This window comes from Photobacterium sp. BZF1 (assembly GCF_014349205.1).
Classification (GTDB): Bacteria; Pseudomonadota; Gammaproteobacteria; order Enterobacterales; family Vibrionaceae; genus Photobacterium.
This window is the reverse complement of the sequence record NZ_JACSOF010000168.1, coordinates 1-14,138: the sequence shown is the minus strand read 5'-3', so window position 1 is coordinate 14,138 and position 14,138 is coordinate 1. Positions and strand designations below refer to the sequence as shown.

14 protein-coding genes and 1 tRNA gene are annotated in these 14,138 nt (G+C 46.3%); 7 read left to right on the top strand and 8 right to left on the bottom strand.

Annotated elements, in window-relative coordinates; all coding sequences use genetic code 11:
- Nucleotides 1-239: 239 nt before the first annotated feature.
- The 5 genes from BIZ37_RS26000 to BIZ37_RS25980 all read left to right on the top strand — a co-directional run bounded on the left by BIZ37_RS26000 (nt 240) and on the right by BIZ37_RS25980 (nt 6,722).
- Nucleotides 240-1,541, top strand: a complete 1,302-nt coding sequence (locus tag BIZ37_RS26000) for an outer membrane protein transport protein (protein ID WP_187463986.1) — start codon at nt 240-242, stop codon at nt 1,539-1,541.
- A 235-nt stretch (nt 1,542-1,776) separates the two neighbouring features.
- Nucleotides 1,777-2,604 carry a pirin family protein gene (locus BIZ37_RS25995; RefSeq protein ID WP_187463985.1) on the top strand — a complete coding sequence of 276 codons (828 nt, stop codon included), beginning with the start codon at nt 1,777-1,779 and terminating at the stop codon, nt 2,602-2,604.
- A 455-nt stretch (nt 2,605-3,059) separates the two neighbouring features.
- Nucleotides 3,060-5,051 carry a TonB-dependent siderophore receptor gene (locus BIZ37_RS25990; protein ID WP_187463984.1) on the top strand — a complete coding sequence of 664 codons (1,992 nt, stop codon included), beginning with the start codon at nt 3,060-3,062 and terminating at the stop codon, nt 5,049-5,051.
- Nucleotides 5,051-5,614 (top strand): YfiR family protein, encoded by a 564-nt coding sequence (locus BIZ37_RS25985; RefSeq protein ID WP_187463983.1) that lies wholly within the window; start codon nt 5,051-5,053, stop codon nt 5,612-5,614. Before BIZ37_RS25990 ends, BIZ37_RS25985 begins: the two co-directional genes overlap by 1 nt.
- Complete coding sequence (locus BIZ37_RS25980) at nt 5,607-6,722, top strand: CHASE sensor domain-containing protein (RefSeq protein WP_187463982.1); 1,116 nt, start codon at nt 5,607-5,609, stop codon at nt 6,720-6,722. Before BIZ37_RS25985 ends, BIZ37_RS25980 begins: the two co-directional genes overlap by 8 nt.
- Nucleotides 6,723-6,876: 154 nt before the next feature.
- Here the strand turns inward: BIZ37_RS25980 and BIZ37_RS25975 are convergent, their stop codons facing one another.
- Nucleotides 6,877-7,347, bottom strand: a complete 471-nt coding sequence (locus BIZ37_RS25975; protein ID WP_107297589.1) for a DUF2947 domain-containing protein — start codon at nt 7,345-7,347, stop codon at nt 6,877-6,879.
- Between the two features lie 146 nt (nt 7,348-7,493).
- Nucleotides 7,494-7,712 carry a hypothetical protein gene (locus BIZ37_RS25970; protein WP_187463981.1) on the bottom strand — a complete coding sequence of 73 codons (219 nt, stop codon included), beginning with the start codon at nt 7,710-7,712 and terminating at the stop codon, nt 7,494-7,496.
- Nucleotides 7,713-8,122: 410 nt separating this feature from the next.
- On the opposite strand from BIZ37_RS25970, the gene BIZ37_RS25965 reads away from it, so the two are divergent.
- Nucleotides 8,123-9,667: a long-chain fatty acid--CoA ligase gene (locus BIZ37_RS25965; RefSeq protein ID WP_187463980.1), complete on the top strand. Its 1,545-nt coding sequence runs from the start codon at nt 8,123-8,125 to the stop codon at nt 9,665-9,667.
- A gap of 126 nt (nt 9,668-9,793) precedes the next feature.
- The gene (locus BIZ37_RS25960) at nt 9,794-10,558 is read left to right on the top strand and encodes a DUF3108 domain-containing protein (protein ID WP_187463979.1); all 765 of its coding nucleotides are present in this window, start codon (nt 9,794-9,796) and stop codon (nt 10,556-10,558) included.
- 18 nt (nt 10,559-10,576) lie between these two features.
- On the opposite strand, the gene BIZ37_RS25955 is transcribed toward BIZ37_RS25960, so the two are convergent.
- The 6 genes from BIZ37_RS25955 to BIZ37_RS25930 all read right to left on the bottom strand — a co-directional run bounded on the left by BIZ37_RS25955 (nt 10,577) and on the right by BIZ37_RS25930 (nt 14,115).
- Entirely contained in the window at nt 10,577-10,828 is a 252-nt protein-coding gene (locus BIZ37_RS25955; protein WP_187463978.1) for a hypothetical protein, read from the bottom strand.
- Nucleotides 10,812-11,390 carry a gamma-glutamylcyclotransferase family protein gene (locus BIZ37_RS25950; protein ID WP_187463977.1) on the bottom strand — a complete coding sequence of 193 codons (579 nt, stop codon included), beginning with the start codon at nt 11,388-11,390 and terminating at the stop codon, nt 10,812-10,814. Before BIZ37_RS25950 ends, BIZ37_RS25955 begins: the two co-directional genes overlap by 17 nt.
- A 28-nt stretch (nt 11,391-11,418) precedes the next feature.
- Entirely contained in the window at nt 11,419-12,372 is a 954-nt protein-coding gene (locus tag BIZ37_RS25945; protein WP_187463976.1) for a biotin-dependent carboxyltransferase family protein, read from the bottom strand.
- Nucleotides 12,354-13,079 carry a 5-oxoprolinase subunit PxpB gene (gene pxpB, locus BIZ37_RS25940; protein ID WP_187463975.1) on the bottom strand — a complete coding sequence of 242 codons (726 nt, stop codon included), beginning with the start codon at nt 13,077-13,079 and terminating at the stop codon, nt 12,354-12,356. The genes BIZ37_RS25945 and pxpB overlap by 19 nt, the downstream gene beginning before the upstream one ends.
- Nucleotides 13,066-13,815 carry a 5-oxoprolinase subunit PxpA gene (locus BIZ37_RS25935; protein WP_187463974.1) on the bottom strand — a complete coding sequence of 250 codons (750 nt, stop codon included), beginning with the start codon at nt 13,813-13,815 and terminating at the stop codon, nt 13,066-13,068. Before BIZ37_RS25935 ends, pxpB begins: the two co-directional genes overlap by 14 nt.
- Nucleotides 13,816-14,039: 224 nt before the next feature.
- Nucleotides 14,040-14,115 (bottom strand) — tRNA-Gly (locus tag BIZ37_RS25930).
- Nucleotides 14,116-14,138 lie beyond the last annotated feature (23 nt).

The following is a 14,138-nucleotide window of genomic DNA, read 5'->3' as shown; positions in this document are numbered from 1 at the left end:
CAATCAAAAATTATAGAGTATTTACTTTATTTTATAGCAAAGAACACTGTAGAAATACAACAATTAAATTATCTTTATTTTCGACCAATTAATATTTAAGCCCAACAACAAATCGACAACATTATAAATTCAACTGGTCTGATTTGTAGTATTTAACCCGCCACCTAAAATCCGCCACGAATAAATGCAGTGGCATTGTTCGCTATAAAACTAATTACATAAATCCAAAAGAATTCTCTATGTTCAAGAAGCGTTTGTTAACCTGTGCAGTTTTTACTGCACTTTCTGTGACGTCTGTACAAACTATGGCAGCCGGTTTCCAACTCAATAGCCAGTCGGCAACGGGCCTAGGCCGTGCGTTTGCCGGTGACGCGGTTATCGCTGATAATGCCTCTGCGATGGCACGAAACCCAGCAACCATGGCAATGTTTAATGAAACCAGCATGTCATTGGGCTTTACCGTTATTGATAGCGACGTACGAATCAAAGACGGTACTTATAACCAGCTGAAAATTGGTGGCTTACCTCCTATCGGTAATAACGAATTTGATATTTCCGGTACTGACGGCATCGGTAGCACCGCTGTGGTCCCTAATTTTTATTTAGTTGTTCCGATCAATGACCAGTGGGCATGGGGTGTCTCTGCATACTCCAACTTCGGGACTGGCACTGAGTTCAAAGATGATTTCGCCGCTTCGATCTTTGGCGGTACGACAGAAATCCAAAGCATGAACTTCGGTGCTAGTGTCTCTTACCGCTTGAACGATCAGTGGAGTTTCGGTGCTGGCCTAGATCTTATCTACGGCATGGGTAAACTAAAACGCGATATTGATTTTGAATACTGCCAAAATGTCAGTGATGGTTGGATACCAAGCTACCAATGTGATGAGCAAAGATTCAACGTTCTTGATGTCGATGCTTCTGGCTTTGCAGTTGGTGGTAACTTCGGTGTGGTATATGAGCTAAACGATAATCACCGTTTCGGCCTTTCATACCGCTACAGCCCGACTGTTACGGCCAAAGGTGATGTGGACACCATTGCCGGTAACAGCGACAAACTTGATATGCCACTGCCTGATATGGCCGAATTTTCTGGTTACCACCACCTAACCAATAAATTTGCCGCGCACTACAGTGTGCAATGGGTACAGTGGAGCGCGTTCGACTCGTTGCAAATTGCTGGTATTGAAAAAGAGTACGCATGGAAAGATGCCGGGCACGTCTCGGTCGGTGGTACTTACTACCTCAACAACGACTGGACACTTCGTGCAGGTTACATGTACGACGTTGCCGCCACTGACGAGCTAAAGTCCATCTCCATCCCAGATTCTGATCGCCAATGGCTTTCAGCTGGTTTTACCTATCACATTGACTCACGCTCGAACATCGACTTCGGTGCAACTTACCTGATCGGTAAAGACACCCAAGTCGATGAATTTATGGGCGTTGAAATTGGCGGAATGCCGATCGGTACAAGTGTTTCTGCAACTACTCGCTCAGATGCGATTTTGGTCGGCTTGCAGTACAGCCGTTCTTTTTAATCAATAATTCCTTCTAATAATGGTATAGACGGAGGCCAAAAATGGTCTCCGTTTTATTTTCTGCTCATTTGGCTCTACTTTGTCATTTTTTTGTTTTTTTTCATGAATTAGCATGGTGAAGCCCCTGTCTTGGGTCTAAGATTTATTTTATCAATTTCATGATTGCAGCATATTTCTTTTATGTGATAAATCAGAATGCCATGCTCAACGTCGCATCACGATATTGGTCAATGCCATGAGAAAGACAAGAACCGTACATAAAATCCGTTTTGGCAAAAAGAGCGGCCTCCACACAACATTTATCAAGCAATCAGAGCTTGAACAGCTAAATCCATTTGTGCAGTGGGATCATTTCACCGCTAAAGCCCAGCTCCATTCCAAGCGGCTCGATTATGAGAGCCACTCAGGGGTCGATGCCGTCAGTTACCCCGTCATCGGTAAATTGAGCCATCACGACTCAACCGGCAACCATGTCACCCTTGCTAGCGGCGATGTTCATATCATGACTTCCGGTGATGGCATTATTCACAAGGAAATCATGACGCCGCAAAACGGTCAAATTGAGTCATTCTGTCTAGGTACTATTCTACCTGCGGGAAAAGTAGAGATGTCACCGGCAAGCTGCATCAATTTACACGCCCAGCAACTTCCCCTGATTGAAGAGCATGATTCAACAACCAAAGTCATTATTGGAAAGTATAAAAATGTCGCCAGCCCGGCAACCTACAGTATTCCAATGACATTTCTCGATATCATGATCGCTCCGTACGGATGTTGGTATTTCGAACCCGATCCTGAACAATTGACAGGTTTTGTTTATCTACGCTCAGGGAGCGTGTATATCAGCGGTAGCCAACTCCATAAACACCAGATGGCGACTTTGACCCCGTCACCATTACCCATTGAAGTCAGAACCAGTAAACTCGGTGCTAGGATCTTTATTGTCACCGGCAAACCCCAGCAACAACCCTTGTTCTCAAACCATCACTCTGTTCATTCATCACAGCAGAACATGTCAAAAGCGACCCAAAACATTGGCCGTTTGTTAACAGCGAGAAAGTAACCTCGGCCCTCAAACCCCACATTTGGTGACATTGCTCCCAAAAATAAGCACTTCTGTGGAGCATACCTTCCCCACAAAAGCCCGCTCGTTGCGGGTTAAATTTGACTCATCAAGGCGATTTATAAATCAAGTGTTTCATCTATTCTTGGCTTATCAATCTTAGTGGCGCTTTTTTACCCTCCACGATACCCACAACCAATACTCACCTTTCAACCCCTACCGGAAATTATCCCTCAGCGGAATCACGCAAACTATAACCGAAGATAAATAAGTGTTTAAATTTCATTAGTTTACTCTATCATCCAAACATCTACGGCTCCCTAACTGGTCGCTACTTTATGCCCCTAGTTCTCACCCATTCTGGTTTTCCTTTACACTCGCGTAAGAAATTATTGCTGCCTGTTTTGAGTTGCCTATGGGTCACAAAAGGGTATGCCAGCGACTTAGAACAGTTAATGGCCATGAGCTTAGAAGAGTTAAGCTTGGTGGATATTCAGGTAACGTCTGCGGCAAAAAAACCTCAATCCCTCAAAGATATACCCACTGCCGTTTACGTTATTTCCAATGAGCAAATCCGCCGTAGCGGGGTTCGCTCTATCGCTGAAGCCCTGGCACTAGCACCAGGGGTACAAGTTACCCGTATTTCCGAATACAACTGGCAAGTGTCGTTGCGGGGGCTCAATGACGTATCGTTTAACAAACTGCTGGTGATGATCGATGGACGGAGTGTCTACAGCCCACTGATGTCCGGCACCTTTTGGCACACTATCGACACCTTGCTTGAAGACATTGACCGCATTGAAATTATTCGTGGCACTGCAGGTACCATGTGGGGGGCTAACGCGGCGAATGGTGTTATTAATATCATCACAAAAGATAGCGAAAATACGCAAGGTCACTTTGGGCAGATAGCGGGTGGCGAATATGGCTACCGGGAATTGAACTATAGGTACGGTACCCGGTTCAACGAAAACTTCACTGCCAGAGGCTTCGTGAAAGGCGTTAAAGGCCAGTATTACATTGATAATGATGATACCTGGCGTAACATCCGTGGTGGGCTCCGCACTGACTACAAAAATGACAATCAGCATTTCACCTTTCAAGTAGGTGGGTACCAAACAAAGTCTGAGCACCAATGGCTCTATGCCGACTTATCCTCGCACCTCAACAGCTATTACTATCAAACAGAGCTCAATGCTTACTCCGAAGGTGCCTATATCAGTACCCGTTGGAAGCAACGGCAAGATACTCAATATTATGAAATGAATCTGTGGGCTGATACCAACGCCACTGATGAGCCTTCTGCTGCAGGAAAATTCCATACTGTAGATATCGACTTACTCAGTCATCACCAACTAACCCCAAGCCAGCAATTAACTGTCGGTGGGGGTGCCCGCGTTATCCACCGCCGAACAGAACCTTACCCTGACAGTCATTATAACCGTGTCGAACCATGGGGACGATACAGCCTTGATCCTGTCGGTACAGATACCATCGTAAATACATATGCCCAACTGGAGTCCGAGCTATCTAATTCGGTCACATCCACCATAGGGATCAAAGTTGAGCACTTTAGCCTCAATAACAGCACAGAACTGCAACCCCAAGCGAGATTGTTATACCAGCCAAACCGCGAGCAACAATTTTGGCTGGGTGCTGCACGTGCTGTGGTGGCACCATCATTTCTCAACACCAAAACCGATAGCTATTTCCTGGCATCAGTTTGTGTCAGTGAAGGTTGCCAAGACCATCACCCTGGAATTATCTACACGGCAGCGAATAAAGATCTAAAAACAGAATCAGTGCTCACTCTGGATATGGGGCACCGGTACTTTGCATCTGATGCCTTAACGATTGATAGCACTTTGTTTTACAGCCAATACAAGAATCTACTCATGGAGAGCGACAGCCAATGGCGCTGCGTGTATGGCCTATGCAAAGATGGCACACAGCTTCCTGATAACATGTTTGTGATGGTGCAAACGAGTAGCGATAACTTAGCGGTAGACAATTATGGATTTGAAACCGCCATTGAATGGCGGCCATTGCCAGAACTCAGCCTATTCACTAGCTATAGTTTTATGCAGACTTCTGCCTCCTGTACAGGGCATGTCAACTGTGGACCTGATGCGGTTTCCGGCAGTAAGCTGAGGTATAACCACCAGCCATCACACCTATTATCAGTACAGAGCCTATGGCAAATTAACCCTAACTGGCAGCTTGATCTGTGGTTCAAACACAAAAGCGCCATCTCCATCTCACATCAATATTTTGACGCCCCTTCAGTCAGTACTTTGGATGCTCGATTTGCCTGGCAAAAACAACCCGACTGGCCTCGAATAGAGTTGATCATCGATGCCCTTGGTAAGGCTCCCTACCAAGACATGCCATTCATGCACAAAATCGACCAGAATATCTTCCTGATGGCAAGTTGGGGGATACATTGATGCTACAACGCTGTTACCTATCGCTCGCTTCGGCCATTGCTTTCTTTGCCCTGCCCTTTAGTTGGTCAGTGTATGGCAAAAACCACTCCGTACAAAGCTTTGCTGAGCACGATATAAAAGCTGTCTATGTGTATCGGTTAGCGAGCTTCATCCGCTGGCCCGAAGGACAAAAGAATAACTTTGTTGTATGTACCCTTGGAAAAGACAATACAACTCGCAGCTTGGAAACCCTCTTTCGCCAGCAGCATGCTAAAGGCCATATCAAAGCGGTCAACTCGTTAACAGATGCAGCATTACAGTGCGATTTAGTGTTTGTCACTCAAAACGTGATTACGCAGTTCAACCCACTCCCACAGTATAAAGGGCTGCTCACGATCAGCGACTCTCCAGTCACAATGAAGGAAGGTGGAATGATTGAGCTAAGAACGATGAATTACCAAGTAAAGCCCGTTTTGCATCTAGAAAATATCAATAACGCCCAACTCAATGTCAGTTCACAACTGTTACGTATCGCTATTCTCGTTTCCGGCCAAGAAGGGGAACATGGCAATGATAATGAATAATTGGTTAAAAAACCGCACCCTCAAGCAGCGCTTGTCTTTCCCGGTTATGGCATTCAATTTGCTGGTATTGCTCGGCTTTCAGTTTATTAGCTATCAGAGCTATTTGACTATTGAGCGTGAAAATTTTATTTCGAGAACCCAAATACTCGCCAAAGGCGTTGGGAGTAACCTCTCGGCTCCTATATTGTTCAATGACCGCCTAGCCGCCAAAGAAATTCTATCCGCACTCAAAGCTGATGAGCGTATTGTCAAAGCAAAGCTGAGATTACCGGATCACAGCTTGTTTGCCGAATATGAAAACAAAACACTGCCTTTCTCAGCACCAGACGAAACTGAACAGAAATATGCTCTCCAACATGGCTACCACATTGGCAAAGACAACCTTTATCTTGCTGTACCTGTTACCATTGACGGGGAAGAAATTGCCCAAATTTATCTTGCGGTCTCACTGCAGCAGCTTAACGAGATGCGCCAAACCCAATTGGAAATCAGCCTTCTTCTCATAGTCATACTGGTTTTCAGCAGTTTTTGCTTTATCAACCAAATCCAGCGCTGGGTGGTTACACCTATTACCGAGCTTAATAAAGGTATTCAACGCTTAATTCAAGGGGATACGCACCAACCTATACCGTACAACCAATTTTCCAACGCCGAACTCTACCAGCTCACACTGGGTTTCAACAATCTGGTCACAACCATCCAGCAACGGGACCAAGAGCTACGAGCAGCAATGCAGAAACTGGCATTAGAAAAATCCTTTGTCGATGAGGTGATTGAAACCGTTCAACATGCCTTGGTGGTGGTCGATAAATCAGGCAAGATCACATTGACCAACCATGCTTGCCAATCCATGTTCGAGCTCTCTTCTTTCCAGCTCTTCAGTAAATCACTTATCGATATACTCAGGCCATCAGAAAGAGACGCCTTTGAGCGAATACTTAAAAATGTACTGCTTAACAATAAGGAAATAGAGCAGCTGACAATAGAGAGCCGAGCCCATTCTCAAGAGGTAAGGACTTTCCAATTAGTAAGCCGCCCGTTATGCCATCAACAGCAAACCCTGTTTGGCATTGAGGATGTCACAGAGCGCCAGCATGCGGACCAATGAACCCTATAGCCCAAACCAGCAAACGGTGATTATCAGATCTGATCTACGTTCAATGAAGAAGATAAAGCAGTTGGTATAGATTTGATTAATTGCATATCGCTACCGCTCGACTTTCAACTAAAGCGGTAGCGACATAAATAGAATGGAATCGCGATTAACGGTTAGCTAGACGGAACGTCCCTTTCGAGCTAAACCAAACTGCCTGAGATTTTTTGCGGCCTAGCAGCATTGGGCCATCATCAAAGAAGAGAAAGTTCTTCCAGTTACGCTTGAACACATCCCACTTAGTTTCAATCACGTTGTACTTTTCGTAACAGAAGAAAACCGTCGTGTTATCTTCCCAATCAAGGAAGTCTACCATTTCTTCCGGCAATTCTGGTTCGTCACTATCCCAAGCAGCTTGCCAATCAATAGGCTGAGACCAGATCTTATCGTTATGGGCCCAATCCCCTTTTTCAAAGTGATCAGCATCAGGACTTTGACGGCTTACATGCTCGCCCCAAATTTGGGAAGATCGTGCTTGGGTAAACGGTTTGATTAAGGCCAAGTCTGATTCGGCAACAGGCATTGATGCGTGGGTGAAAATCCACTTGCGGGAATAGTTATCTAACTCTACGTAGTTCATGGGACGACCTAACAATTCAAGACGGTGGAAATGTACCTGAGTCGGCCCTATTGTGCCAGTAGTTATCTGGGTTTCGCGCTAATTACCCTATCGTTTATACCAATCGAGCGGAGACAAACCGCTCGATATACCCGTGTAATGAGTGTCTATTTTTTCTGATCCCACAGATTACTCACCCACCCCCCAACAGCATCATCATAATGACAACCGGTGTAGTGTTTCTCGACAACATTGGCTTCTTGTTTGTTGGATTCAATCATTTTAGAAATGTGGCATGCCATCGGATCGCCACCTGTCGTCAAACGACGCCGAGTCGCTACTTCTTTGATGATTTGCAAGCGGTAAGCCGAGTTCATTTTCTTCATCTTTCCACACCTCTGTTGATTGGGCCCAAATAAAAATAGGAGGCGTTAAGAAAATCGTCAAATAACAGACTTATAAAGTTCATACATATCAACTACGGCGAAAATAACGTAGCTATATATTTCAATGAGTTAATCCCACAGTTTTTATCCTGTTATTTAGCATGTTCACAATAGCAACATAAGCTACTGATATATAAAGGCTAAAAATGTCATTAAAATTTCTTTATTTGTACAAAAAAGATTCACGATTTTGCGACTGATATCTCTCTTACAAAGCTGCCTCATTTATCTGACAGTACCGCTGGGTAATATGCGTAATGTCTAATCTCACAATATTTTTACTTCCGGTAAGTAGCAGTATCCCAATGGACGCTTTAAAATGAAAATCAAATACAACAACAACTTATTATATGTACAACTTAGCCACCAACCTCGAACGTAACGCCGACTTTCGAGGCAATGACACCGCTTTAATTTTCAATGACGAGAAATTAAATTTCCGAACCCTAAATGAAATGGTCAATGCTATTGCCAACCACCTTTGTGAAATCGGTATCAAGCCGGATGACAAAGTGGCAATATCTTGCCCAAACATGCCCGCTTTCGTGATTGGTTATTATGCTATCCAAAAAGTGGGCGCAGTGACGGTCCCACTCAATATTATGCTCAAAGGCCCAGAAGTGGCCTACCACCTTAATGATTCCGACGCTGTTGCTATCATCAGCTTCCAAGGCAACAGTGCCCTGCCAAGCGGTGAGTATTGTTTCGAAGGGTTCAAGCAAACGCCACTCTGCCAACATTTTATTTCCATTGAGTCCGGTAGCGGTGAGCCTTTACCAGAGGGAGCCCACAGCTTTAACCAATGGCTAACCTCAGGCAGTACTCATTTTGAGGCCGTTTACCGCAAGGCTGAAGACACCTGCGTGATCTTGTACACATCCGGGACCACTGGCCGTGCCAAAGGTGCAGAACTAAGCCAGAGCAACATGCTGTGTAACGCCCAAGCCTGCCAAGCACTGACAAACCAAAAAGGCTCTGATGTCAGCATTGCTATCTTGCCGTTGTTCCATACTTTTGGGCAATCGCTGATCATGAACACATCCATATTGGCTGGTAGCGCATTAGTTCTGATCCCTCGCTTTGTTCCTAAAAATGTTTTCCAGCAAATGCACAAGCATAAAGTTACCCATATGGCAGGTGTACCCACCATGTTCATGGGACTCCTTGCTTTTGCCGAGAAGCATGGCAGCGCTGAGCTAGACGAAATTGCCGATAACCTGAAAGTCGCTATTTCTGGTGGGGCTTCCATGCCTGTCGAGATCCTCAAACAATTCGAAGATAAGCTGAAAGTACCCGTCATCGAAGGCTATGGGTTGTCTGAGTCCTCTCCTGTCGCCGCCTTCAACCATCTTGAGTATGAACGCAAGCCGGGCAGTATTGGCCAACCGTTGCCAGGCGTTGCGATGAAGGTTGTCGATGACAAGGGGGAAGAAGTCCCCCGTGGCAAAGAAGGTGAATTACTCATCCGCGGCCATAACGTCATGAAAGGTTACTACCAGAAGCCGGAAGAGACCGCTAAAACCGTGGTTAATGGTTGGCTTCATACCGGTGATATCGTGCGTATGGATGATGAAGGCTATGTCTACGTTGTCGACCGCCTGAAAGAAGTGATCATCCGTGGCGGGTTCAACATTTACCCGCGTGATATTGAAGAAACCTTCATGACGCATCCAGATATTCAGATGATTGCCGTTATTGGCGTCCCTCATAAGACTTACGGTGAAGAGGCAAAAGCCTTTGTTGTCCTGAAGGAAAATGCAACTACCACAGCGAAAGAGCTTGTTGCTTGGGGGAAAGAACGCCTTGCTGATTACAAGTACCCGCGCTTGATTGACATCGCCGAAGAATTACCGATGACCGCAACAGGTAAAATCCTCAAGCGCCTTTTGAAATAGTCCTTTTTTCAGGAGGCTATAACCTAATTGTTGGCCTGTTATAGCAGCAGGCCAATTTGGCAAACTGCCGCCTGCCCTGCTAACTTAATTACATTATCCTAGGTATTAAATAGCGAAGGTGTAAGTGTGCAGGTTAACCTTTTTTTGTTCCTATTGGCTTTCCTAAGCAGTGTCGCTTCCGCCCAGACCTATGCCGAACCTTCTCCTGCCTTGCATCAGTGTACCAAGACCCTGACATACCAGTTATTTTTCAATAATCTCAAAATAGGCCAAATGACGAGAGTATTGCGCTGGCAGGACAAACAAGCCCAAATTAATTCCTACAGCAATATTGAAGTTCTAGCGACCAAAACCCGGTTTAACCAACAAAGCCAAGTTTTCTGGTCTGAAGAGCAGCAGAGCTTTCTCTCGAAAGGTTTCCGCCGTGAAGTTAAAGGTTTGCTAGGAGGCAAAACAGAAGTCTCATTCAACGGTGATGGCAGTTCATCCAAAGTCACCGTCGATGGCAAGGTATCATCATTCACTAGTGATAGCCTGCCGTTGCTCGATGCTGATGCCATTGGCAGTCAGATGAGGCTTAGCTTGATAGAAGGAAAGACCCAATTCGAATACAACCTGCAGGACACCGACGATGTAAACCGCTATTACTTTCAGGTCAAGGGGCGGGAGCGTATCAACTCCAACTTTGGTAGCGTCAACACCATAAGGGTTGAACAAGTCAGAAAGAGCGACCGGAAATTTGTCATGTGGTTTTCGCCAGATGTCGACTACCAACTGGTCCGTGCTACCTATAAACGAAAAATTCTCGACCTTAAGGCTGTTTTACTCAGCAATAAGCAAGTCTGCCCTGCAACCAATCAGTTTTCCTCCACAGCAACATCAAATCAGTAGACGATTACTCTTTGCTGATCATTTCATTGTTACCTTACCGCCAATCATTTTCAGGGCTGGCGCCCCACGAATTAAAGTGTCTCTGGCAAAAGTTTGTTCGCAATGAGGGCAGACTCCTTCTTGCAAGGTAAAGTCCTTGACGATCCGCTCCTTGAAGCATTTTACTAACGCCCCTTTGCCACCCTTGCGGTATTTATACAACTGGGTTTTACACCCTGCGCAATAGATTTCAACGGTTTTGGTTGGACCTTTTTTATTTGGTTTTGCCATGAAGGTGCTTTGTTCTTACCTGAGCCAGAAGTTGATCGATATGTTCGAGATGATCATCATGCACACCAGCATGGTTACCATATTTGGGTTGGTGACGATCATTTTCCAGAGGATGATGCCAGCCAATGGTCGTCTCGACAAATGTTTTGGCAAAGCTACCAGATATCGACAGGCAACCGGCTAACACCGTATCGACATAGGTCTGCATGATCGGTTGTTGATGACAGGGGGGCTCATGATCATCCTTGGTGTAAACCCAAACCGGTATATCCCCACCTAATGGACGGTGCGTTTCTACTTGGGTCGGATCAAGTTCTATACGGCGATAGCCCCTTTCACGGTGATCAAACTGCTGCAATGCCTTTTCATCTACTCTGACAAGCACACCATTGCAGCGGCCATCACCCAGCGCTGCGACCAAGGGCGAAATACGGTAAGAGCCATCCACCTTCCCCCAATGGCGCTGTAACCCATTCACGGTAACAGGCTGGGCTTCTTTTGCCTGCCCGGTTAACAAGCGGGATGCGTGGTTAATCAAACTACCATAACCAAAAATATACATAGACCTGCAAAACCTCTCAAAAACTCGCTTAAAGGGATAAGCCGAAAAAGCGTGAAAATTGCTGCCATTGCTCAATCACTTCTGACAATGTAGCACGTTTAAACATCACTTCGGTACCCGGTCTTGCTTGAGCCAGCCTAGGTAAATCAATACGGGCAACGCAGCCTAGTTTTGGATATCCTCCAAGGGTCTGCCTATCATTGAGCAATACAATCGGCTGGCCATTAGGTGGAATTTGAACCGCTCCCAACGCTATCCCCTCAGAGACAATGCCGTCAACTTCGGCATGGATTGGCACTCCCAATAATTTGCACCCCATACGATCAGTTTCCTGGCTCACAGTATAGCGACCTGAATAGAAACGCTGCTTTTCGCTCTCTGGAAAACTGGTGTGCTGATAGGACTCAATCACCCGCAACTTAATGGGTTTGCTGTAGTCTGGAATAAACCGTGCAGACGCTTGGCGGCTAACTGACTGTCCCTCTTGCTGTTGCAAAAGACTCATTTCGACCAGACTTGCCGATAAGGTATCTCCTTTTTCAAGACCTTTCCCTTGGTGTAAGCCTCCTAATTGGTTGCGCGGTACACTGGATGCACTGCCAAGTATCTTAGGAACATCAAATCCACCCTGTACAGCAAGGTATGCCCTAAGGCCTGAGCGGGCAAAACCAAACACAAGTGCCTGCCCTTTTTTTACTGCAACGCTTTGCCACATAGGTATCGGCATGCCATCCAGTAGCGGCTGCATATCCGCCCCTGTCACAGCGATGTGGCAGTCTTGCTGAACCAGAAATTCAGCCTGTCCGAGTGTAATTTCCAACATCGCCCTATTAGCACTATTACCTAATAGGTAGTTGGCCCAGCAATAGGCGTGCAAATCAACCGCGCCGCCTTGGCTAAGACCCTGAGCACCAGCACCATAGCGGCCAATATCTTGGATTAGCGTGAGCATGCCCGGGCGGATCACTTCCATTGTGACCATATCTGTCCTCCTTGAGCCAAAAAAGCGTCTTTGGATATTGGGGTAAAAGTCACCTGATCGCCGACCTGGAAAGGCGTCATCGGTGAATTATCGGGCTGAAATAATATCTGTGGACAGTTACCAATGATTTGCCACCCTCCCGGTGAATCATTTGGATATACCGCCGTCTGCTGGTTGGCGATGCCCACACTACCTGCTGGTACCCACTTACGTGGCTCAGTATGCCGAGGGGCGGCGATAGACTCATCAACTGATGCGAGAAAGGCAAACCCCGGCGCAAACCCAATAGCGCAAACCGTATAAACTTGTTGGCTATGGCGCTCTATCACCTCATCAACACTTAGCCCTTTGGCTTGCGCTAACACGGCCAAGTCAGGGCCTACCTCTGCCCCGTAATAAACGGGCAGGGAGATCAGCTTTGGCTCATAATCGCTATGCGCAGATTCGACCTCTGGCGCTTCGCCCTTTTGTTCTAATGTTGCCGAAAGCGATGTCAAAACACCGACAAGTTGCTCGTAAGTCAATAAATCCGGACGATACTGTATCAACACCGATGTATATGAGGGGATCACCTCTATCAAAGCGGGATGCGATAAGGTCTGTAGGTAGGCAACAAAACGGCTGATCTTAGGAGTGAGCGAAAGATCAATTTGATCACCGAAATAGACAATCGCATTGCACTCAGAAACGGCTTCAACCTTGAACATTAGCCAGATCCTCAGCAAGTTGCCGGACCACCGCTATCGATTCGTCATTGTCGCCGTGGACACAAACCGTATCGACATCAAGCGTCAATGTTTGACCGTCAATAGTGGTGACTCTCCCTTTGGCTAACTCTGCAACCTGCTGGCGGATGCGTTGGCTGTCATGGTAAACCGAGCCGGCTTCGGCTCTTGGCACCAATAAGCCCTCGCTATCATAAGCCCTGTCAGCAAAGCCTTCGAACAGTAGCTCGACGTTCCGCTGTGCTGCGAGTTCTTTATAGTGCTGGTTATTACGCCGGGCTAAGATCATCAGTTTTAGCGGCAGGGTACGGTATTGGTTTAAATCAGATACGGCACTGACTATCGCTTCGAAGATCCATGGCTGTGCCATCATATCGTTGTATAGGGCGCCATGGGGTTTAACATAGCTAACACCACCACCGTAAAGCTGACACAATGCATCTAACGCGCCAATTTGATAGGCCACTAACCGGGTAATTTCTTCGGCGCTATGGGGAATGGAACGACGCCCGAACCCACTCTTGTCGTCGTAGCCAGGATGGGCACCAATAGCGACATTATCTTCCACCGCCAATTGTATGGTCTTAGCCATATGGTCGGGGTCTGAGGCGTGGAACCCACAGGCAATATTGGCCATGTCGATATATGGCATAACATCGGCATCCTTACCCATCGTCCAACTGCCAAAGCTCTCGCCCATATCACAATTGAGTTTCATATCTGCTCCCTGCTTGTACCAAAGCTAGTTTGTTCGTTTTCAAACTAAGTGGTTGATATTAAATCTACTCAAGTAAGTATAACAAGCGGGCAGTATGAGGAAAGGTTGGGAAGGCCAGATACGAAAAAGCCCCAGCATTTCTGCTAGGGCTTTTTCTTAAAATTGGAGAGACGTGGCCGACTAGGTACACGAGGTTCCTCGCGTGAGCACATCTTCCTTAAATTTGGAGCGACACACGAGGTTCGAACTCGTGACCTCAACCTTGGCAAGGTTGCGCTCTACCAACTGAGCTAGTGTCGCAAATGGAGGCGCGTCCCGGAGTC